This is a genomic window from Parvibaculum sp. (assembly GCF_019635935.1).
Classification (GTDB): Bacteria; Pseudomonadota; Alphaproteobacteria; order Parvibaculales; family Parvibaculaceae; genus Parvibaculum.
On sequence record NZ_JAHBYN010000001.1, the window covers coordinates 2,352,086 to 2,371,178 of the forward strand.

The 19,093-nt window shown below is 63.2% G+C and carries 21 protein-coding genes and 1 tRNA gene; 16 read left to right on the top strand and 6 right to left on the bottom strand.

What is annotated here, in order from left to right; all coding sequences use genetic code 11:
• Positions 1-443 precede the first annotated feature (443 nt).
• The gene (gene infC, locus KF719_RS11635; protein ID WP_293508876.1) at positions 444-965 is read left to right on the top strand and encodes a translation initiation factor IF-3; all 522 of its coding nucleotides are present in this window, start codon (positions 444-446) and stop codon (positions 963-965) included.
• 56 nt (positions 966-1,021) lie between these two features.
• Here the strand turns inward: infC and KF719_RS11640 are convergent, their stop codons facing one another.
• Positions 1,022-1,975, bottom strand: coding sequence for a glycerophosphodiester phosphodiesterase family protein (locus tag KF719_RS11640; protein WP_293508877.1), 954 nt, complete (start codon positions 1,973-1,975; stop codon positions 1,022-1,024).
• A gap of 301 nt (positions 1,976-2,276) precedes the next feature.
• On the opposite strand from KF719_RS11640, the gene KF719_RS11645 reads away from it, so the two are divergent.
• The 3 genes from KF719_RS11645 (at position 2,277) to KF719_RS11655 (ending at position 4,279) form a co-directional block, all read left to right on the top strand.
• A complete protein-coding gene (locus tag KF719_RS11645) occupies positions 2,277-2,528 on the top strand; it encodes a hypothetical protein (RefSeq protein ID WP_293508878.1) in 252 nt (83 codons plus the stop codon).
• Positions 2,529-2,643: 115 nt separating this feature from the next.
• On the top strand, positions 2,644-3,894 hold the full coding sequence (locus tag KF719_RS11650; protein ID WP_293508879.1) for an LLM class flavin-dependent oxidoreductase: 1,251 nt from the start codon (positions 2,644-2,646) through the stop codon (positions 3,892-3,894).
• A 22-nt stretch (positions 3,895-3,916) separates the two neighbouring features.
• Complete coding sequence (locus tag KF719_RS11655; RefSeq protein ID WP_293508880.1) at positions 3,917-4,279, top strand: I78 family peptidase inhibitor; 363 nt, start codon at positions 3,917-3,919, stop codon at positions 4,277-4,279.
• Positions 4,280-4,283: 4 nt separating this feature from the next.
• Here KF719_RS11655 and KF719_RS11660 read toward each other — a convergent pair whose 3' ends face one another.
• Complete coding sequence (locus tag KF719_RS11660; protein WP_293508881.1) at positions 4,284-4,811, bottom strand: VOC family protein; 528 nt, start codon at positions 4,809-4,811, stop codon at positions 4,284-4,286.
• A gap of 218 nt (positions 4,812-5,029) precedes the next feature.
• Here KF719_RS11660 and rpmI point away from each other — a divergent pair, with 218 nt between their 5' ends.
• The 8 genes from rpmI (at position 5,030) to lepA (ending at position 13,242) form a co-directional block, all read left to right on the top strand.
• Positions 5,030-5,230 carry a 50S ribosomal protein L35 gene (gene rpmI, locus KF719_RS11665; RefSeq protein ID WP_293508882.1) on the top strand — a complete coding sequence of 67 codons (201 nt, stop codon included), beginning with the start codon at positions 5,030-5,032 and terminating at the stop codon, positions 5,228-5,230.
• Between the two features lie 30 nt (positions 5,231-5,260).
• A complete protein-coding gene (gene rplT, locus KF719_RS11670; RefSeq protein ID WP_293508883.1) occupies positions 5,261-5,617 on the top strand; it encodes a 50S ribosomal protein L20 in 357 nt (118 codons plus the stop codon).
• 200 nt (positions 5,618-5,817) lie between these two features.
• Positions 5,818-6,909 (top strand): phenylalanine--tRNA ligase subunit alpha, encoded by a 1,092-nt coding sequence (pheS, locus tag KF719_RS11675; protein ID WP_293508884.1) that lies wholly within the window; start codon positions 5,818-5,820, stop codon positions 6,907-6,909.
• On the top strand, positions 6,906-9,341 hold the full coding sequence (pheT, locus tag KF719_RS11680) for a phenylalanine--tRNA ligase subunit beta (protein ID WP_293508885.1): 2,436 nt from the start codon (positions 6,906-6,908) through the stop codon (positions 9,339-9,341). Before pheS ends, pheT begins: the two co-directional genes overlap by 4 nt.
• 31 nt (positions 9,342-9,372) lie before the next feature.
• Complete coding sequence (locus tag KF719_RS11685) at positions 9,373-10,167, top strand: alpha/beta hydrolase (protein ID WP_293508886.1); 795 nt, start codon at positions 9,373-9,375, stop codon at positions 10,165-10,167.
• A 3-nt stretch (positions 10,168-10,170) separates the two neighbouring features.
• Positions 10,171-10,515, top strand: a complete 345-nt coding sequence (locus KF719_RS11690) for an MmcQ/YjbR family DNA-binding protein (RefSeq protein WP_363318015.1) — start codon at positions 10,171-10,173, stop codon at positions 10,513-10,515.
• Positions 10,516-10,535: 20 nt separating this feature from the next.
• A complete protein-coding gene (locus KF719_RS11695) occupies positions 10,536-11,360 on the top strand; it encodes an enoyl-CoA hydratase-related protein (protein ID WP_293508887.1) in 825 nt (274 codons plus the stop codon).
• Between the two features lie 79 nt (positions 11,361-11,439).
• Positions 11,440-13,242 (top strand): translation elongation factor 4, encoded by a 1,803-nt coding sequence (gene lepA, locus KF719_RS11700; RefSeq protein WP_293508888.1) that lies wholly within the window; start codon positions 11,440-11,442, stop codon positions 13,240-13,242.
• A 100-nt stretch (positions 13,243-13,342) separates the two neighbouring features.
• Here lepA and KF719_RS11705 read toward each other — a convergent pair whose 3' ends face one another.
• Entirely contained in the window at positions 13,343-13,639 is a 297-nt protein-coding gene (locus KF719_RS11705) for a hypothetical protein (protein WP_293508889.1), read from the bottom strand.
• Between the two features lie 193 nt (positions 13,640-13,832).
• Here KF719_RS11705 and KF719_RS11710 point away from each other — a divergent pair.
• A tRNA-Ser gene (locus KF719_RS11710) sits at positions 13,833-13,922 on the top strand.
• Positions 13,923-14,136: 214 nt separating this feature from the next.
• On the opposite strand, the gene KF719_RS11715 is transcribed toward KF719_RS11710, so the two are convergent.
• Both KF719_RS11715 and KF719_RS11720 read right to left on the bottom strand, forming a co-directional pair.
• Complete coding sequence (locus tag KF719_RS11715; protein ID WP_293508890.1) at positions 14,137-14,715, bottom strand: TadE/TadG family type IV pilus assembly protein; 579 nt, start codon at positions 14,713-14,715, stop codon at positions 14,137-14,139.
• A gap of 13 nt (positions 14,716-14,728) precedes the next feature.
• Positions 14,729-15,286: a TadE family protein gene (locus KF719_RS11720; protein WP_293508891.1), complete on the bottom strand. Its 558-nt coding sequence runs from the start codon at positions 15,284-15,286 to the stop codon at positions 14,729-14,731.
• A gap of 191 nt (positions 15,287-15,477) precedes the next feature.
• Here KF719_RS11720 and KF719_RS11725 point away from each other — a divergent pair, with 191 nt between their 5' ends.
• Complete coding sequence (locus tag KF719_RS11725; RefSeq protein WP_293508892.1) at positions 15,478-16,821, top strand: VWA domain-containing protein; 1,344 nt, start codon at positions 15,478-15,480, stop codon at positions 16,819-16,821.
• A gap of 90 nt (positions 16,822-16,911) precedes the next feature.
• On the opposite strand, the gene KF719_RS11730 is transcribed toward KF719_RS11725, so the two are convergent.
• Entirely contained in the window at positions 16,912-17,421 is a 510-nt protein-coding gene (locus tag KF719_RS11730; RefSeq protein WP_293508893.1) for a pilus assembly protein N-terminal domain-containing protein, read from the bottom strand.
• A 179-nt stretch (positions 17,422-17,600) separates the two neighbouring features.
• On the opposite strand from KF719_RS11730, the gene KF719_RS11735 reads away from it, so the two are divergent.
• Both KF719_RS11735 and KF719_RS11740 read left to right on the top strand, forming a co-directional pair.
• Positions 17,601-18,353, top strand: a complete 753-nt coding sequence (locus KF719_RS11735; protein ID WP_293508894.1) for a Crp/Fnr family transcriptional regulator — start codon at positions 17,601-17,603, stop codon at positions 18,351-18,353.
• Positions 18,354-18,671: 318 nt separating this feature from the next.
• Entirely contained in the window at positions 18,672-18,836 is a 165-nt protein-coding gene (locus tag KF719_RS11740; RefSeq protein WP_293508895.1) for a Flp family type IVb pilin, read from the top strand.
• The last annotated feature ends 257 nt before the right edge of the window (positions 18,837-19,093 follow it).

Genomic DNA, 19,093 nt, shown 5'->3' on the forward strand with positions numbered 1-19,093 from the left:
GCGCCACTGATCCTGCTGACGACGCCGGATGGCGCGCGGGCAGCGGGTGGCCTTGCGGACGAAATATGGAGCGACGGCGCGGCGCGGGGCGCGGCGGCATTTCTGGCCCGCGCCCGCCGTCTTTCATGGGCAAGTCCCGCGATTGTCTACGATCTGGAGGGTAGCCCGGCGACACGCTTTCTGCGCTTTTGTGTGTGGCCGAGGCCACAATGGCGGCTTGTCGCGCAAGGCGGGGAAATCCCGCCGCTTTCTTGACTTGCGGGCGGCGGCCTTCAAATCTATAGCTGTCACCTTGGATTGCCCGTCAGGGAGCCCGAAGCCGGGCTCCGTCGGGCGGCTGCCGCAAGCCCGCGCATCGACGCGCCGGCACCGGCCACCGCTCGAAGCGCCAAACCCGGCGGCCGGGCCAGATTGAAGGAGAAGAGTTCATAGCTCGCAGACCGATGCAGGCGCCGCCCACGCGAGAGGGCCCGCGCATAAACGACATGATCGATGAGCCGACCGTGTTGCTGATCGACGCCGAGGGCGAAAAGCGCGGCGTCATCCCCACCGACGAAGCAATCAGGATGGCCGAAGAGGCCGGACTGGATCTGGTCGAGGTGTCGCCGAACGCGAAACCTCCCGTATGCAAGCTTCTCGATTACGGCAAGTTCAAATATCAGGCCCAGAAAAAGGCCAACGAGGCGCGCAAGAAGCAGAAGACCGTCGAGGTCAAGGAAATCAAGATGCGCCCGAATATCGACACGCATGACTATGACGTGAAGATGCGCGCAATGCTTCGCTTCTTCGAGGAAGGCGACAAGGTGAAAGTGACCCTGCGCTTCCGCGGCCGCGAAATGGCGCATCAGGAACTGGGCATGCTGCTTCTGAACAAGGTCAAGGAAGAGGTTGAGCCGATCGCCAAGGTCGAGCTTTACCCCCGGCTCGAAGGCCGCCAGATGATCATGGTGCTGGCGCCGAAATAACGGCAGCCGACGCAAAGACAGGAAGGCCCGGCCGATTGTGCGCCGGGCCTTTTTTGTCAGGCGAGCAGCTTTTTCAAGCGGTCCGGCCGGTCGGTCAGGATCGCCTCGATGCCAAGCGCCGCAAGCCGCTGCATTTCCGCTTCCTCGTCGACCGTCCAGCATGAGACCGCGAGGCCAAGCTCGCCCGCAAGCGCTGCGGTGGTTGAGGTCACGTCGCCATGCCAGGAAAACCAGCCATCCGCCGGGCCGGATGCGATGGCCCGCAGCATGCGCTCGGCGAAAGTCGCGCCCGCTTGCGTGCGCCAGTCGAAACCGGCCGTCCAGGGCGCGCCGCCGGCCGAGGCGCGGCGAATGAGATCGTCTTCCGAACCCGGCACGTCGCGGGCCGCGGAGGCGTCCTCCGGATCGATCTGGAAAAAAGGAAGCGTCGTGAAGGCGTTGAGAATATCGGGCGCGATCTCCTTTGCATGGCCGAGCGCCCGCCAGTCGAAGGAGACGAAGGTGACGGTTTCCGAAATCCCCTGCGCGCGCGTCAGCGCGACTGCCGCATCGGCAAGCGCCACAGGATCGGCCGATTGCGAAAGATCGAGCAGCGCTGTCTTCAGTTCGACATAGAGACGGAAGCCGGGCTTTGCCGCGCGCTTGACCAGCGCATAGACATCGGCAAGCAGCGGTACGCGCGCGCCGTCGAACGGCGTTTGTTCGGGATAGCGCGCCGAATAGCCGGCGCCGGGCCGGAGCCGGCCGACATCGTAGGCGGCGAGTTCGGCGGCGGACAATTCCTTGAGAAGCGGCGTCGGGCGGGTCAGCCACTGGCCGTCCGGGCCCCGCGCGATGGCGGGTTTCAGGCTCTCGTCGTGATGGACAACGAGTTTCCCGTCGCGGCTCAGATGCACGTCGAGTTCGATACCCTCGGCGTCCATGGCGATGGCGCGCTCGAAGGCTTCCATCGTGTTTTCAGGCCAGAGCCCCGCGCCGCCGCGATGCGCGATCTGTAACGGCTTCCGCATGTCCGTTCCTTCATCCCCCATGACGCGACGCCGGAAAACGCCCGGCAGGCGCCGAATTCAAAGCCGCCCATGTGACCCGTTCCGGCCGCCCGCGTCAAAATGAAACAGCGTCGCAGAGCTGTCATGGAGAGCGTTTGGCGCTGACGTCACATCGATGTGTGATTATAGTATCAAGCGTATCACCAAGAAGAGCGATCGCGCGGGGCCGGACTTTTGCGGCAACCATGCGGCGAATTCGAGGTCGCGAAATGAGCGCCATGAGGCGCCAGCGCGGCAGGCCACAGGCAACACAGGTGATGACATGCCGATTGCGTCGATATGGCGCCGGCTCCGGCACAAGCGCGCCAGGCACTCCTACTACGAGACGCAGGACGTGATGCGCCGCGCCGTCGAAATGGCGGCGCTGGAAGAAGAGCTGCGCGGGCTCGACGACGAGCGGTTGCGGCAGCGCCTTGCCGCCGAAACCGACGCCGCCCGCCGCCGGGTGTTCGAGCGCGAACGGGCCCGGCGCGACGAGGCGTCCGGCCGTTCCCCTGCGTCAGGCACGCGCTGACGGACCTTGGGCGGCGGCCTTTTTTTGGCCGCCCCGCCGCGCCACCCTTTGCATTGTCGCGGCACGATGGCCGATACTCTCCCCAACAAGAAACGGGAACGCGGGGAGTGAGATCATGAAGTTCGGCGTCTTTTACGAATTGCAACTGCCGAAGCCCTGGAACGAGGGCGACGAAGCGCGGCTCTTTCACGAGGCGCTGGAGCAGATCGTGCTGGCCGACAGGCTCGGCTTCGATCATGCGTGGGAAGTCGAACACCACTTTCTCGACGAATATTCCCATTCCTCCTCGCCGGAAGTCTTTCTCGCCGCCGCCGCTTCGCTGACGAAAAACATTCGCCTCGGCCACGGCATCCGGCAGGTGATCCCCAACTACAATCATCCCGCGCGCACCGCCGAGGGTCTCGCGACGCTCGACATCATGTCGCATGGCCGCGTCGAATTCGGCATCGGCGAGGGCGCGACGCGGCTCGAGCTTGGCGGTTTCAATATCCCGGCCAAGGAAAAGCGCGCCATGGCGATCGAGGCCGGCGAGCAGGTCGCCAACATGATGGTGCTCGATCCCTATCCGGGTTTCGAGGGCAAGTATTTCTCGATGCCCTGCCGCAACGTGTTGCCGAAGCCGGTGCAGAAACCGCATCCGCCGATGTGGATGGCCTGCACCAATCGCGACACGATCAAGGTGGCCGCGTCGCTTGGCGTCGGCGCACTTGCTTTCTCTTTCCTCGATCCGGAAGAAGCGCATCACTGGTCGGAAATCTATTACGGCATCATCAAGTCCGATGAGTGCAGGCCCATCGGCCACACGGTCAACGCCAATATCGCGATGGTCTCGAACTTCTCGCTGCATGAAGACCGCGCCGAGGCGATCCGCCGCGGCCATGAGGGTTTCGAATTTTTCGGCTATGCGCTCAACGCGCTTGTCGCGCACGACACGGTGCCCGGCCGCACCGACATGTGGGGCGACTACATCAAGGCGCGCGGCAACCGCACGCAGGAAATCATCGACGCCGGCAAGCGCGCCGACGCGATTGCGACCGGCATCGGCACGCCCGACGACATGCGCGCACATCTGCGCGCTTTCCAGGCGGCGGGCGTCGACCAGGTGATCTTCATGCAGCAGGCCGGCCGCAACAAGCACGCCGACATCTGCGCCTCGCTGGAACTCTTCGCGAAGGAAGTCATGCCGGAATTCAAGGCCGAACTTGCCGCGCGCGAAGCGAAGAAGCAGGCCGAACTCGCGCCTTACATCGAAGCGGCGCTGAAACGGAAGAACTGGATGAAGCCGCTGGCCGACCACGAAATCCCCGTGGTGCAGGCGTCGGTGAAAAAGGCGCAGGTGAACAGCAGCTCAAGCGCGGCCGAATGACGCCGCGGAAAGGAACAAGGCAATGGCGATGAAACATCTGGCGGCGGCAATTGCTCTTGCCGGAATTTTCGGGCTGGCGGCCTGCGATCAGAACAGCGATGAAGCAGCGGCGATCGGTGAAGAAGTTGCAGCCGAAAGTGGCGACGCCGGCGACGCGCAGGGCGCGTTCGATGCAGCCGAGGCGGGCTGCCGCGCCGCCGCCGATGCGCTGGCGATCTGGACCGCGCGGCCCTGGGCCGATGCGGAAGGGACGGTGACCGGCGGCGATGTGGCGACAATCCGCGTCATCCGTCCGGGCGACATGGTGACGAAGGACTACCGCACCGACCGCCTCAACGTCGAACTCGACGAAAACGACGTTGTGACCCGCGTCTATTGCGGCTGAGCGGTTATTTGACGGGGCGGATCGGATCCGTCCCGTCCCAGCTTTCGGCGGCGCGGCGGATATGGGCGAAGAACTTGCCCTTCGCGCCGCTGATATCCGACATCTCGATGACCGTGCCGGGATGCGTCTCGGTGTCGAAATAGACGAAGCGCCCCTGTTCGCCGCCGATCTGCCCCTCATGGCCGACCTTGTAGCCGGCGGCGAGCGCCCGGTCGTAATCGGCCTGGTAGTTCACCGTCCAGTAGGACATGTGCTGCAGCCCTTCGCGTCCCGCATTCAGGAAATCGAGATACATCGACGGCGCGTCGTTGCGCTGCTGGATCAGTTCGATCTGAAGATCGCCGGTGTTGGCCAGCGCAATGCTCATCTCGACCGGCGAAGGTTTGCCGCGATAGGTGAACCAGTCGCACTTCACCCGGTCGATATAGAAGAAGGGGCCGACGCCCAGAACTTCGGTCCAGTGCTTCAGCGCCGCCTCGATATCGCGCACCACATAGCCGTTCTGGCAGACTTTTCCGAAAATGCGGCTCATGGGGGTCCTTTCCTGTTTTCAGGCGGTCTTATAACCCTTTCGCCTGAGCTTGACCTGCCGCCTTTTTCCCTTATAAATCCGCGCCTTCGGGGCGGTCCGGCCTGTAGGGCATGCCGTGGCCGTCCGAAATGCCATGACCCGAACCCGCCAAAATCCGGAATTCTTCAACGAATTCAAGGTCTTCAAGCGCGGGTTCCCCTGAAGATACGGAGAGCGAAATGCCCAAACTGAAGACCAAGAGCGGGACCAAGAAGCGCTTCAAGCTTACCGCTTCAGGCAAGGTCAAGCGCGGTCAGACCGGCAAACGCCATATGATGATCAAGCGGACCAACAAGCAGATCCGGAACAAACGCGGCACGACGATCATGGCGGATGTTGACGCCGCGCGCGTGCTGAAAAACTTCATGCCTTACGCGTGAACCGGAACACCCTGAAGAGGAATTGAGCACATGTCGCGCGTCAAACGGGGCGTTACCGCACACGCCCGCCACCGCAAGATCATCAAGAAGGCGAAGGGCTATTACGGCCGCCGCAAGAATGCCTTCCGCACCGCCAACCAGGCGGTCGAGAAGGCCGGTCAATATGCCTATCGCGACCGCCGCACCAGGAAGCGCAACTTCCGCGCCCTCTGGATCCAGCGCATCAATGCCGGCGTCCGCGAGCACGGCCTGACCTATTCGCGATTTATCGACGGCCTCGCCAAGGCTGGCATCGAGGTGGACCGCAAGGTTCTCTCCGATCTCGCCATCCATGAGCCCGAGGCCTTCAAGGCTCTGGTCGGACAGGCCGAAGCCGCGCTCAACTGACGAGCGCGGACGACGCCCGAGACAAGAGCCGGTCACCCGTCCGGGGCTTGCGCCTTCCGCGCATGCCGCTTTCCGGGGGGTGAGGCGGACCGCCGGTCGATCTTTCGCTCGCACGCCGTTTCCCTCATGTCGCCCGGAGCCGCCCGCAAGATAAAGCGGCGCCGGGACGATTGAGCGATATGATGTGAGCGGATGAAGCCATGACCGACAAAACCGATCTCGAAAAGCTCGAAGCGGAGTTCGCCGCCGCCATCGCCGATGCGGTGGACGCCGACACGCTGGAAGCCGTGCGCGTCGCCGCCCTCGGCAAGAAGGGCCGCGTGTCGGAGTTGATGAAGAGCCTCGGCGGAATGTCGCCCGACGAGCGCAAGGAGATGGGGCCGAAGCTCAACGGATTGAAAGACCGGCTGACCGAGGCGCTGGCCGCCCGCAAGCAGGCGCTGCACGAGGCCGGTCTCGACGCGCGGCTTGCCAATGAACGCATCGATGTGACGCTGCCCGTCCGCGAAAGCCCGCTTGAAGCCGGCCGCATCCACCCGCTCTCCCAGGTCTGGGACGAAGTGATCGCGATTTTCGCCGATATGGGCTTTGCGGTGGAGCAGGGCCCCGACATCGAAACCGATCACTACAATTTCGGCGCGCTGAACTTCCCCGAAGGGCATCCGGCGCGCGAAATGCACGATACGTTCTATTTCGAGCCCGATGCCTCGGGCGCGCGCAAGTTATTGCGGACGCATACGAGCCCGGTCCAGGTGCGCACGATGGAAGCCGGCAAGCCGCCTTTCCGCTTCATCTGCCCCGGCCGCACCTATCGCTGCGACAGCGACCAGACGCACACGCCGCAGTTCCATCAGATCGAGGGCCTTGTCGTCGACGAGACGACGCATATGGGTCATCTGAAATGGACGCTGGAGGAATTCCTGCGCGCTTTCTTCGAAGTCGAGGGTGTAGAGCTGCGCATGCGCCCTTCCTTCTTTCCTTTCACCGAACCGTCGATGGAAGTCGATGTGCGCTGCGCGCGCCTTGGCAATGAAATCCGCATCGGCGAAGGCGACGACTGGCTCGAAATTCTCGGCTGCGGCATGGTTCACCCGAACGTGCTGAAAGCTTGCGGCATCGATCCGGAAAAATATCAGGGCTTCGCCTTCGGCATGGGGCTCGACCGCATCGCGATGCTGAAATACGGCATCCCGGATCTGCGCGCCTTCTTCGAGGCCGATCTGCGCTGGCTCCGGCATTACGGTTTCGCGGCGCTCGACGTGCCGACGCTGGCGGGAGGGCTTTCGTCGTGAAATTCACGCTCTCCTGGCTGAAACAGCCGCTCGAAACGGAAGCCTCGCTCGACGAAATCGTCGAACGCCTGACCATGCTCGGCCTTGAGGTCGAAAGCGTCGAGGACCCGGCGAAGAAACTCGGCGTCTTCTCGGTGGCGAAGGTGCTGGAGGCGAAGCCGCATCCAGATGCCGACAAGCTGCAGGTGCTGAAGGTCGAAGCGCTTGTCGAGGGCGAAGTAAAGCAGTTGCAGGTCGTCTGCGGCGCGCCGAATGCGCGCGCAGGGCTCACCGGCGTCTTCGCGCCGCCCGGCGCCACCATCCCCGTGAACGGCATGGTGTTGAAGCCGACGAAAATCCGCGGCGTCGAATCGAACGGTATGATGTGTTCGGAGCGCGAGCTCGAGCTTTCCGACGATCATGTCGGCATCATCGACCTCGAAGGCGACTGGAAGGTCGGCACACCGGCGGCCGACGTGCTCGGCCGCAACGACCCGGTCATCGAAATCGCCATCACGCCGAACCGCCCCGACTGTCTCGGCGTCTACGGCATCGCGCGCGACCTCGCTGCCGCAGGCCTCGGACGCTTGCGCGAAGGTTCGTTCCCGCCGGTCGATGGAAAATTCGACAGCCCCGTCGGCATCAGGCTGGAATTTCCCGCCGGCGCCGAAAACGCCTGCCCCGTCTTCGCCGGACGGCTGATCCGCGGCGTGAAAAACGGCCCGTCGCCGGACTGGCTGCAGAACTGGCTGAAGGCGGTGGGTCTCCGTCCCATCAATGCGCTGGTCGATATCACGAACTTCATCTCGCTCGATCGCGGCCGGCCGCTGCATGTCTATGACGCGTCGAAGCTGAAGGGCGACATTCGCGCCCGTCTCGGCCGCAAGGGCGAGAAGTTTCTGGCGCTCGACGGCAAGGAATACGATGTCGGGCCGGATATGTGCATCATCGCCGACGATGAAAACGTGCTCGGCTTCGGCGGCGTCATGGGCGGCGAGGAGAGCGGCTCGACCGCAGCGACGACAGATGTCTTTGTCGAGAGTGCCTATTTCGATCCCTACCGCACCGCGCGCACCGGCCGCGACACCGGCATTGTGTCGGATGCCCGCTATCGCTTCGAGCGTGGCGTCGATCCGGCCTTCGTGCTGCCCGGTCTCGAACTCGCGACGAAAATGATCCTCGAAATCTGCGGCGGCGAACCGTCGAAGCGGGTGGTGGCGGGCAAGGTGCCCGACACGTCGAAGGCGATTGTCTTCGACCCGGCGCGCATCGAAAAGCTGACCGGCCTGTCGCTGCCCATCGCGGAAACGACGCGCATCCTGACGGCGCTCGGCTTCGACGTGAAGGACGGTGCGAAAGCGTTGTCCGTTTCCGTCCCTTCATGGCGCCCCGACATCGACGGTGAAGCCGACCTCGTGGAAGAGGTCGTTCGCGTACATGGGTTGAACAACGTGAAGTCGGTTGCCCTGCCGCGCCTTCACGCGGTTGCAAATCCGGTGTTGTCGGTGCGGCAGAAGCGCGAGAGCCTGGCGCGGCGTGCGCTGGCGGCGCGTGGGCTTGTCGAGGCGGTCACATGGTCCTTCGTTCCCGAAGCGCATGCCGAACTCTTCGGCGGCGGCAATGCTGTGCCGGGCCTGAAACTCGCCAATCCGATATCGGCCGATATGAGCCACATGCGCCCGAGCCTGCTTGCCGGATTGATCGCGGCGGCGGGCCGCAACATGGCGCGCGGGAACGCGGACGTGGCGTTGTTCGAAGTCGGCCAACAATTTGAAAGCGATGCGCCGTCCGGTCAGGTGCTGGCGGCCACCGGCTTGCGCCGCGGCACGGCGCGGCCGCTCGGAAGCGGGCGCCACTGGCAGGGCAAGAGCGGCCCGGTCGAGGCGATGGACGCCAAGGCCGACGCGGCGGCGCTGCTGTCGCTGCTTGGCGCAACGGTCGCGAACCTGCAGGTGAGCGCCGACGCACCCGGCTGGTATCATCCCGGCCGCTCCGGTGTCTTCCGCCTCGGGCCAAAAAATGTGCTTGGCTATTTCGGCGAGCTGCATCCGCGTATTCTCGATGCGATGGATGTCGCGGGGCCAGTCGTCGCCTTCGAGGTTTTCCCCGATGCGATCCCCGAGCCGAAGCGCAAACCGACGCGCGCCAAGCCGCCGCTCGAACTTTCCGACTTGCAGCCCTTGCGCCGCGACTTCGCCTTTGTGGTCGATGACGGCGTTGCGGCCGAACAATTGATCCGCGCCGCGCGCGGCGTCGACAAGAAGCTGATTGTCGATGTGTCGCTGTTCGATCTCTTTGAGGGCGGCGCGCTGGGCGAAGGCAGGAAGTCGCTTGCGATCGAAGTCACGCTTCAGCCGGTCGAGAAGACGCTGACGGACGAGGAAATCGACGCGGTGTCGAAGCGCATCGTGGCGGCAGTCGAAAAAGCGACAGGCGGCGCGCTGCGAAGCTGATCCGCCGGGGAAACCGTTCGGGGAGGAACGAGTGAAGTTCGAGCCCTACGAAATCGGCAGACTCGACAAGGAGGGCGCGAATATCCGCCTATGCGGTCGCGTCGCCGGTCCCGCGTCGGGCCCGCCCATCGTCATGCTCGCATCGCTCGGCCGCCCGGGCAGCGACTTCGATGAAGTGGCGCAAGCGCTTGGCCGCGCGGGGTACCGTGTGACGCTGCCGGAACCGCGGGGCATCGGCGACAGCAGTGGGCCGATGGAAAAGCTCTCGCTGCACGATCTTGCGGAAGACGTCGCTCACGTGATCGAGACTGTCGCGAAAGCGCCGGTCATGCTGATCGGCCATGCTTTTGGCAACCGTCTCGCGCGGACGACTGCTGCGGACAGGCCCGAACTTGTTTCCCGTGTCGGCCTTCTTGCTTGCGGCGGCCTCATCGAAATGCCGGAGAAGGCGCGCAAGGCGCTCATCGGTTGCTTCGATGAAAAGCTCTCGCCCGAAGAACATATCGAATGCGTGCGCTATGGTTTTTTCGCACGAAGCAACGATCCGGAAGTCTGGCACGATGGTTGGCATCGCGATGTGATGCTGATGCAATCGTCGGCGGTGCGCCGCACGCCGGTCGAGGATTGGTGGGAAGCCGGCGGCCAACCGATGCTTGTCGTGCAGGCGCTGGAAGACGCAATCGCGCTGCCGGCGAACGCGCATGACCTGAAGGCGCGTCTCGGCGCGCGGGCAACATTGGTGGAACTTCCCAATGCCGGCCATGCCATGCTGCCGGAACAGCCCGCCCGCATCGCCCGTATCATCCGCGATTATCTGGAGGCCTAGCTCATGCCCATCACAGCGGATCAGGCCCGGAAGATCGCCCTCTCGCTGCCCGAAGCGGCGGAGATGAGCCATTTCGACCAGCCCGATTTCCGCGTCCGGAAAAAGATATTCGCGACGCTCCACACGGCGGAGAAGCGCGCGGTGGTGAAGCTCGGCCCGGAAGAGCAGGCCATGCTTGTCGAAAGCGAACCGAAGGTCTTTGCGCCGGTGCCGGGCGGTTGGGGCCGCAAGGGCTGGACGCATGTGAATCTCGCATCGGCAAATGCTGCTATCGTCCGGGAGGCGATGACGCGCGGCTGGCGAAACGTCGCGCCGAAGACGCTGGTGAAGGCGTTCGACGCGGGTTGACGCCCATGGAGGAGGGCATCATGGAACTCAAGACCATTCGCTACGAGGTTTCGGACGGCATCGCGACCGTCATGCTGTCGCGCCCGAAACGCCGCAACGCCTGGACGGGCCGCATGCACACCGAATATCGTTGGGCGCTGGCGGAAGCCGACAAGGACAGGGCGGTGCGGGTGATCGTCGTCACCGGCGACCCCGAAGGGAACGCCTTTTGCGCCGGCGCCGACCTCGGCGCGCTCGAAGGCCATTCGGAAAAGGGCCGCTACGACGCAGGAATTTCCGACGATATCGCAAAGCCGGGCTTTGGCGTCGCGCCCGAATTCGACGCCACCTTCGCCTATCATTTCGGCCTGACGAAACCGGTCATCGCCGCGATCAACGGCGCGGCGGCCGGCGTCGGCCTTGTGCTGGCCGCCTTTGCCGATCTGCGCTTCTGCGTGCCCGGCGCGAAATTCACCGCCGCCCATGGCCGCTTCAACTTTCCGGCCGAGTTCGGCCTCTCCTGGGTCTTGCCGCGCCTCGTCGGCGTGACCCATGCCAACGACATATTGTTGTCGAGCCGCGTCTTCACCTCGGAAGAAGCGATGGAAATGGGCTTTTTGAACAAGCTCGTGCCGCCCGCCGAGCTGATGCCCCATGTGATGGCCTATGCCCGCGCCATGGCCGATGGCGTCTCGCCCGGTTCGCTTCGGGAGACCAAGCGCCAAATCTATACGGACCTCCACCGGGATGCGGCCAGTGCTGTCGTGGCCGCCGAGCGTCTGCTGGAAGAGATGGTCAGGCACCCTGACTACAAGGAGGGGGTGAAGGCCTGGATGGAGAAGCGCCGGGCCGAGTGGCAGGGCTAGGTGCCCACAATTGGCTTAATGGCCCGCCAATGCTATATGGCGGGCGCCGCCGCGCACCCTCAGTTTCCTTCAAGGCCAAATGACCGACCTTTCCCATATCCGCAATTTCTCGATCATCGCCCATATCGACCACGGCAAGTCGACGCTTGCCGACCGGTTGATCCAGCTTTGCGGCGGGCTGCAGGCGCGCGAGATGAAGGAGCAGGTGCTCGATTCGATGGATATCGAGCGCGAGCGCGGCATCACCATCAAGGCGCAGACCGTCCGCCTCGACTACAAGGCCGCCAATGGCGAGATGTATGAGCTGAACCTCATCGACACGCCCGGCCATGTCGACTTCGCCTATGAGGTCAACCGCTCGCTGGCGGCCTGCGAGGGTTCGCTGCTGGTGGTGGACGCTAGCCAGGGCGTCGAGGCGCAGACGCTGGCAAACGTCTATCACGCGCTCGATGTGAACCACGAAATTGTCCCGGTCCTCAACAAGATCGACCTGCCGGCCGCCGACCCCGAAAAGACGCGCCAGCAGATCGAGGATGTGATCGGCCTCGACGCGTCGCAGGCGGTCGAGATTTCGGCAAAGAGCGGCATCGGCATTCCGGATGTGCTGGAGGCGATCGTCCATCGCCTGCCGGCACCGAAAGGCGACGCAACTGCGCCGTTGAAGGCCATGCTGGTCGATAGCTGGTACGACGCCTATCTCGGCGTCGTCGTGCTGGTGCGCATCATCGACGGCGAAATGAAAAAAGGCCAGCGCATCCGCATGATGGGCACGGGCGGCGCCTATGCGATCGATCAGGTCGGCATCTTCCGCCCGAAAAAGGAAAATGTCGCCAGCCTGACGCCGGGCGAAATCGGCTTCTTCACGGCGTCCATCAAGGAAGTGGCCGACACGCGCGTCGGCGACACGGTGACGGACGAAAAGCGCCCTTGCGCAAATGCGCTGCCGGGTTTCAAGCCGGCGCAACCGGTTGTCTTTTGCGGCCTCTTTCCGGTCGACGCGGCCGAGTTCGAGGATCTGCGCGAGGCAATGGGAAAACTGCGTCTCAACGATGCGAGTTTCGAATTCGAAATGGAAACGTCGGCGGCGCTTGGCTTCGGCTTTCGCTGCGGCTTTCTGGGCCTGCTGCATCTCGAAATCATTCGCGAGCGGCTGGAGCGCGAATTCGATATCGATCTGATCACGACCGCGCCTTCGGTCATCTATCAATTGCACATGACCGACGGAAAAATCGTCGAGATGCACAATCCGGCCGACATGCCGGATGTGATGAAGATCGATCACATCGAGGAACCGTGGATCCGCGCGACGATCCTGGTGCCCGACGAATATCTGGGCGCCGTGCTGAAGCTTTGCGAAGACAGGCGCGGGCACCAGATCGATCTCACCTATGCCGGCTCGCGCGCCATGCTGGTCTACCGTTTGCCGCTGAACGAGGTTGTGCTCGATTTTTACGACCGGTTGAAGTCGGTCAGCCGCGGCTATGCGAGCTTCGACTATCAGATCGAAGGTTACGAGCCCGGCGAGCTGGTCAAGATGTCGATCCTCGTCAACGACGAGCCGGTGGATGCGCTGGCGACCATCGTGCACCGTTCGCGCGCCGAGCAGCGCGGCCGCATGATGTGCGAAAAGTTGAAGGAGCTGATCCCCAAGCACCTCTTCAAGATCCCGATCCAGGCGGCGATCGGCGGCCGCATCATCGCGCGCGAGACGATCGCGGCGATGCGCAAGGACGTGACGGCGAAGTGCTATGGCGGCGACATCAGCCGCAAGCGCAAGCTTCTCGACAAGCAGAAAGAGGGCAAGAAGAAGATGCGCCAGTTCGGCCGCGTCGAAATCCCTCAGGACGCATTCATTTCCGCCTTGAAGATGGACGCGAACTGACGCCCGGATTCGAGGCCGTCCCGCGCTTCAACCGAACAGCGAAAAGCCGCCCGGACGATATGTCCGGACGGCTGTTTCCGCTGGGCCGGATGATGCGGGGTCAGTCAGCCCGGCGCAGCAGCGCAATGAGGCCGGCAAGCACGACGCCGATGACGCCGAGAACGGCCCATGACGGATAGCTCAGCGCGGTCTTGAGCGGATCGACAAGGCCTTCGGGCGCGCCGGAATCGACCCAGCCGGCAAACCAGTCATGGCTTCCCTGGTTGACCAGAATCCAGAATTCGCTGAACGAGCGCATCTTGATCGCGCCTTCTTCAAGCGACAGCAAGGCGTCCGAGCCCAACGCCATCAAGGCGGCGATGATGAAAAGAAGTCCGATCAGTCGAAACACAACCATGGTACGAGCCCCCCAGCCCAAACTCAGCGGTTAAAACCAGCGTCGAGAACGCTAACCGGATCGAGTGTGCCAAACAAGCACAGTGATGAAAAGACCTTTGGCAGATCAAGGGCCTAATGGGCGTATGCCGGTTGATTCAGGGCCTTTGTTGCGTATAGTGCCGCCCGCTGCCGCCGGAATTTCAGGCGATGCAGGAGGGGTGGCCGAGTGGCTGAAGGCGCACGCTTGGAAAGCGTGTATGCGGGAAACCGTATCGAGGGTTCGAATCCCTCTCCCTCCGCCAGCCGAACTATCTTTTGAAATCAATAGCTTATGGTTTTCAGACGGTGGACCGATCGTGCCGCCGGCACCGCGCGCTCACCCCAGGCCAAGTAAAATAGGCCGCCGTCCGGCCGCCATCCGCCGCAGCGCATATTCGCTGTTGCGGCAGATTTGCTACAGCCGGTCTCGAAATATGGTTAACGATGGTTTGCCGAAGGCGCGGCGGGTCGATGCGTTCAGTTCGACCGCGTGATCTGGACGGCGCGGCGCGGCTTCAGATAGGCGGTTTCGGAGAAGTTGACCGTGCCGGCGATCATCTGGCCGACAGGCGAGGCGTAGCCGTAGGTGGTTTCGACGAAAATGACGCTCGACCCCGGCGTGGTGAGACCGGCGGGAAGTGCGACGGACGAATTCACGGCGCGCGGCGCGATCTGGAAGCCGTCGCTCCATGCGACCCGCGCGACATTCGAAGCATTGGTCACGACGCTTGTGATGCGAACCGTCAGCGTCTCGGTGCTGAACGGCTGCAGGATTGTCGTGCTGGCGGCGAAGATGTCGGCGATGTCGCTGTCGTTGAGCGACGCGGACTGCGCCGTCAGGTCGGCGGCCGTATAGGCGACGGCCGTCACGCGACGATTGGCGACCAGCATATTGGTCATCTCGACGCCGCCGAGATAGAAGGCCAGCATCAGGGGCAGGATCAGCGCAAACTCGACAGCGGCAAGGCCGCGATAGTCGCTGGCATAGCGGCAGAGCAGTTGAATGCAGCCGCGCCCTTGTTTCTTTTCTGCCGTCGATCCGCTTCGGTCGGTCATCGCCTTTGCACCCTCAACTACCCGCCGGCAACATGTCGCCGAAAGGTTCGTTGCGGAAGGCAACGCTTGCCGCGATCAACCGGCCGCCGCCCTCGAGATTGGAAAGGCCGATGCCGCCCGGGCTGAGCACGCCCCATGAATAATAGACGCGCACGACCACGATGTCGCCGGCGCCGCCGGGCTGAAACTGGACGTCCGCCGAAGGATTTCCGTCCTCGTCGATCAGCGGCAGAAAGCTGACGCCGCCGAACGAACTGAAATTCCTCACATCGACGAAGAGCCCCCCGTCGCAGTCGTTGATCAGTGTCACCTGCTCGCAGATCATGTTCTTGAAGTCGCTGGCCGAGAAGCCGCCGACCTGCACCTGGCCGGTACGCACCAGACGCGCGGCATTGGCAACGACGCTGTCGAGATTCGACGTGGCGAAATAGACGATGCAGGTCTCGATCATCGCGAAGAGAATCGCAAAAAACGGAACGGCGAGCAGGCTGAACTCGACCGCAACGCTGCCGCTCCGGTTGCGGCGAAAGCCGCGCCATCGGCGGCCTTTCGGTTCGGTTCTCTCGCTCATCGACGATCCTCACGCGGGCAACACCACCATACGCAGCTTTCTTGATAGACCGGCGCGGTTACCAAAGCGTAAGCGACACCCGGTTAACCATGTTGCTTCATGCCTCCTTAACGACGCAGCGACTAAAAAAGCAGATAGCGAAAAGCGGAGGTTCCGCATCGCTTTTCCAGAGTGTCGTTCAGGTGGGTCATATGGATCGGACCTCTCATCGTCTCGCTGTCATGTTCGACGCGCCACGTCGCCTTCTTCGGCGCTGGACTGCGGACCGGCGCGGCAATTTCGCGACGATCTTTGCCATTGCGCTGATCCCGATTGCCGCCGCCGCCGGCGCGGCCGTCGATATTTCGCGCGCCTATATCGTCGAGACGCGCCTTGCCTCGGCGCTCGATGCGGCGGCTCTCGCCGTCGGAACGGCCAGCGGCCTCTCGTCGGCGGAGATACAGACGCTGGCGCAGGCATATTTCGACGCCAACTATCCGGCAAGCAAGCTCGGCGTGCCCGGCACGATCACGGTTGCAGACACGCAAACGACGGTCGACCTGTCGGTGAAAGCGGACCTGCCGACCACCATCATGGGTGTCGTCGGCATCAACAGCATCAAGATCGGCGCCACATCGCAGGTGATGCGTCATGGCAAGAAGCTCGAAGTCATGCTGGTCCTCGACAACACCGGATCGATGAATACCGGCGGCCGGATGACCGTACTCAAGGCCGCGGCCAAGGATCTCATCACCACGGTTTCGACGGCGGGTGTCTCGCCGGGCGACGTCCGCATCGGCATCGTGCCTTTCACGACCGACGTCAATGTGGGGACGGCCAACGTCAATCAATCCTGGCTCAAATGGACCTGGGATCTGCCGACCGAATCCTGCACGACAACCGGCAAGGGCAAGAATGCGACGACGACCTGCACGCAGGATACGCGCACGGTCGCCAAGAACACATGGAAGGGATGCGTCGTCGACCGCGATCAGAACTACGATGTGTCGATCTCGACGCCGACCAACAACGATGCAACCAAGTTCCCGGCGAACCATAACGACATTTACAACGCGCAGTGCAGTCTGCGTCCCATGGTGCCGCTCTCGACCGACTGGAACATGCTGCGCAGCGAAATCGACGCGATGGTTGCCGGCGGCGCGACCAATACGACGATCGGTTTCGTCTGGGGCTGGCAATTGCTGACAAACGGCGCCTTGCTGTCGAATGCCGCGGCGCCGAGCGCGAATGAACTCGACAAGGTGATGGTCTACATGACCGACGGCGAGAACACCTATTACCGGGAGGGAATCGGCTCGTGCAACGGCAGCTCGCATTGCCCGGGCGTCGATGTCCGCACGGCGGCGGTCTGCAATGCGATCAAGCAGACTGGAATCATGGTCTATACCGTGCGCCTGATCAACGGCAACGCGACATTGCTGCGCAACTGCGCATCGCATCCGAGCATGTATTACGACGTCAGTAACGCGAGTGATTTGACCGACGTTTTCAAATCGATCGCCCAGGCGCTGTCGAACCTGCGCCTGAGCAAGTAAGACACGCCCCCGGCAACAGTCCAAACGCACGAAAGAGAAAAGGCCGCCCGGTGACGGGCGGCCTTTCTGCAATCGGCATCAAGAAAATATCTAGTACATCGGCCCGTCGCCGGACGATGCGCCACCGCCGGCGCCGCCGGCCCCACCGCTGGAGCCCGCCGCCGTGCTCATCTGGCTCATCAGCGTGTCGAAGCTTTCGGGGCTGTCCCCCATCGCCGGAACGCGTTCGCAGCGCGGCGTGCAATTGTAGGAGTATTGCCCGGCGCCGCGCGTCAGCGTGACGGTCGAAGCATTCTGCGCCACGACACTCACATTCATGTCGGCAATCGCCTTGCCGTCGCTGTCGAGCGCTACGATGTTGGTGCGGCCATAGCTGCGGCCCATCACATAGACGAGCTGCGAGCCTTCGACGGTTACATCGGCGATCGCCGGATTGCCGACCATGATGGTCGCAACGGGCTGCGGGAAATGCAGGGCGCGCGACTTGTTCATCTCGACAAGGAAATCGGCGGCCTGCGCGCCGCCGGCGATCAGCGCCGCGAGGCTCGCGCCGAGCGCCGTTGCGCGTGCGCCGCGCCGGAATTTGTTTCGTGAAACCATTTTCGGGCCCGTTTGATCGTGGTGAGGCGGCCGCTCCAGCCGTTCCTGATGAAACACTAGCGGCAAGGAGTGAACGATTTGTTGACCGTGACGAAGGGCAAGGTTCCTTTAACGGGCAATTAAAAGGGTCGCTTTAGGCTGGCTTGTGAATGGCGGAAAACGGGCCAAAGGAGACCTGTATGGCGGGCGCGATGCGAGACGGCCGGGGCACGGCGACGAACGCAGCGCGATCGCTGGCGGGTGTCCGGATTTTTGCCGGCCTGGCCCCGCGCGAGCTGGCATTGCTTGCTGCCGAATGCGACTGGCGAACCGTCGCAAAGGACGAAATCGTGATCAGCACCGCGCAGAGCGGCGCGCCGGACGGTGTGATGTTCGTGGTCGACGGCGCCGTGCGCCTGGCGCGCGCCGCCGGCCCGGCCGGGCGCATCGCCTACAAGGATGTCGGTGCCGGCGGTCAGTTCGGGGAAATGTCGGTGTTCGGCGTCGCCGAAACCGATCTCACGGTCATCGCGCGCGACGACAGCCGGATTGCGACCCTGAGGCTTGACCGGTTCGCTGAACTGCTGGCCCGCGAGGAATCGGTCTCCCGCGCGCTCCTCTGCCAGTATGCTCGACTGCTGCGCGGGCAAGAGATCGCAGGACCGTCATCGACGCCGGATGGCCCCGCGGCACTGGACGGGACCGGCGCCCAGCGCCTCTACATGGAGCTGCTGGCTCTGGCCGAACCGCATGCCGGCGAGGACGGCAGAGAGATGCTGCTGATCGCGCGGCTGCCCCGGCATCGTGTGCTGGCGGATCGGATATCGACGACCGAAGAAGCTGTCGCGCGCGCGATCGCCGAGCTGGTCCGCGGCGGCGTTGCCGAGCGCGACTATCCCGGCCTCATCATCAAGGACGAAGCGGCGCTCCGCGGCCTGGCCGCCGCCCGCTAGCGCAACGTCTCCTTTTTTGTGCGCATCGCCGCACCCCGTTAACCGACGATTAACGATACTCCAACCCGGTGCAATTGCGCTGTCGCCGCGAGTTGACGTATCGCGGGATTTTATACTCTGAATTCAAAGTATACACAGCATCTATACATCGAGACGTGCTGATTTATCATGTAAATTATGCGAAATCATACGCGATCATTAGCGTTTAGGTAAGATTGCCCCCCTAAGCTGGCCTCCAGTCCGAAAGGGCGCCCTGCCGCCGGTCACGGCGGATGAGGGTTGGTGCTGTCGACAGTCAACGGTGTAAGGAGGCTTATTGTGAGCCAGTTTCTGAAGTCTTTTGTGAAGGACGAGTCCGGCGCGACCGCGATCGAATACGGTCTGATCGCCGCCGGCATTTCGGTCGTGATCATCACGGCCGTCGGTCTGATCGGCGATGGCCTTGAGGCCACGTTCGACGATATCCAGGCTGCGCTCAACTAAGGAGCGTAGACAGGTCCGCGTTGTCCCCCGGCATATGGTCGAGGGCGCCGTTCCGAAAGTGAGCCGCCAGTCCCGCGCCGGGCCTGGCGGCTTTCTTGTGCCGGTTGTCGCGCCCGGGACATCCCGGAAATTCATTGCCCTGCGGCTCATTATGAGCCGGCGTTTACCTCAAATTTACGGTCCCGCGACCACTATCCAAAGGTACGGCCGGGCCTTGTCCGTCCGTGCGGGGACCATGCGGTCCATGAGCCGCTTAA

What these genes read in the sequence shown, in the direction of transcription:
- KF719_RS11720 (WP_293508891.1), bottom strand. Translation starts at nt 15,286, where the DNA reads ATGAGCGAGAGAACCGAACCGAAAGGCCGCCGATGGCGCGGCTTTCGC.
- lepA (WP_293508888.1), top strand. Translation starts at nt 11,440, where the DNA reads ATGACCGACCTTTCCCATATCCGCAATTTCTCGATCATCGCCCATATC.
- KF719_RS11715 (WP_293508890.1), bottom strand. Translation starts at nt 14,715, where the DNA reads ATGACCGACCGAAGCGGATCGACGGCAGAAAAGAAACAAGGGCGCGGC.
- KF719_RS11650 (WP_293508879.1), top strand. Translation starts at nt 2,644, where the DNA reads ATGAAGTTCGGCGTCTTTTACGAATTGCAACTGCCGAAGCCCTGGAAC.
- pheS (WP_293508884.1), top strand. Translation starts at nt 5,818, where the DNA reads ATGACCGACAAAACCGATCTCGAAAAGCTCGAAGCGGAGTTCGCCGCC.
- KF719_RS11695 (WP_293508887.1), top strand. Translation starts at nt 10,536, where the DNA reads ATGGAACTCAAGACCATTCGCTACGAGGTTTCGGACGGCATCGCGACC.
- KF719_RS11725 (WP_293508892.1), top strand. Translation starts at nt 15,478, where the DNA reads ATGGATCGGACCTCTCATCGTCTCGCTGTCATGTTCGACGCGCCACGT.
- KF719_RS11645 (WP_293508878.1), top strand. Translation starts at nt 2,277, where the DNA reads ATGCCGATTGCGTCGATATGGCGCCGGCTCCGGCACAAGCGCGCCAGG.
- infC (WP_293508876.1), top strand. Translation starts at nt 444, where the DNA reads ATGCAGGCGCCGCCCACGCGAGAGGGCCCGCGCATAAACGACATGATC.
- rplT (WP_293508883.1), top strand. Translation starts at nt 5,261, where the DNA reads ATGTCGCGCGTCAAACGGGGCGTTACCGCACACGCCCGCCACCGCAAG.
- KF719_RS11730 (WP_293508893.1), bottom strand. Translation starts at nt 17,421, where the DNA reads ATGGTTTCACGAAACAAATTCCGGCGCGGCGCACGCGCAACGGCGCTC.
- KF719_RS11705 (WP_293508889.1), bottom strand. Translation starts at nt 13,639, where the DNA reads ATGGTTGTGTTTCGACTGATCGGACTTCTTTTCATCATCGCCGCCTTG.
- KF719_RS11640 (WP_293508877.1), bottom strand. Translation starts at nt 1,975, where the DNA reads ATGCGGAAGCCGTTACAGATCGCGCATCGCGGCGGCGCGGGGCTCTGG.
- KF719_RS11655 (WP_293508880.1), top strand. Translation starts at nt 3,917, where the DNA reads ATGGCGATGAAACATCTGGCGGCGGCAATTGCTCTTGCCGGAATTTTC.
- KF719_RS11660 (WP_293508881.1), bottom strand. Translation starts at nt 4,811, where the DNA reads ATGAGCCGCATTTTCGGAAAAGTCTGCCAGAACGGCTATGTGGTGCGC.
- KF719_RS11735 (WP_293508894.1), top strand. Translation starts at nt 17,601, where the DNA reads ATGGCGGGCGCGATGCGAGACGGCCGGGGCACGGCGACGAACGCAGCG.
- rpmI (WP_293508882.1), top strand. Translation starts at nt 5,030, where the DNA reads ATGCCCAAACTGAAGACCAAGAGCGGGACCAAGAAGCGCTTCAAGCTT.
- KF719_RS11690 (WP_363318015.1), top strand. Translation starts at nt 10,171, where the DNA reads ATGCCCATCACAGCGGATCAGGCCCGGAAGATCGCCCTCTCGCTGCCC.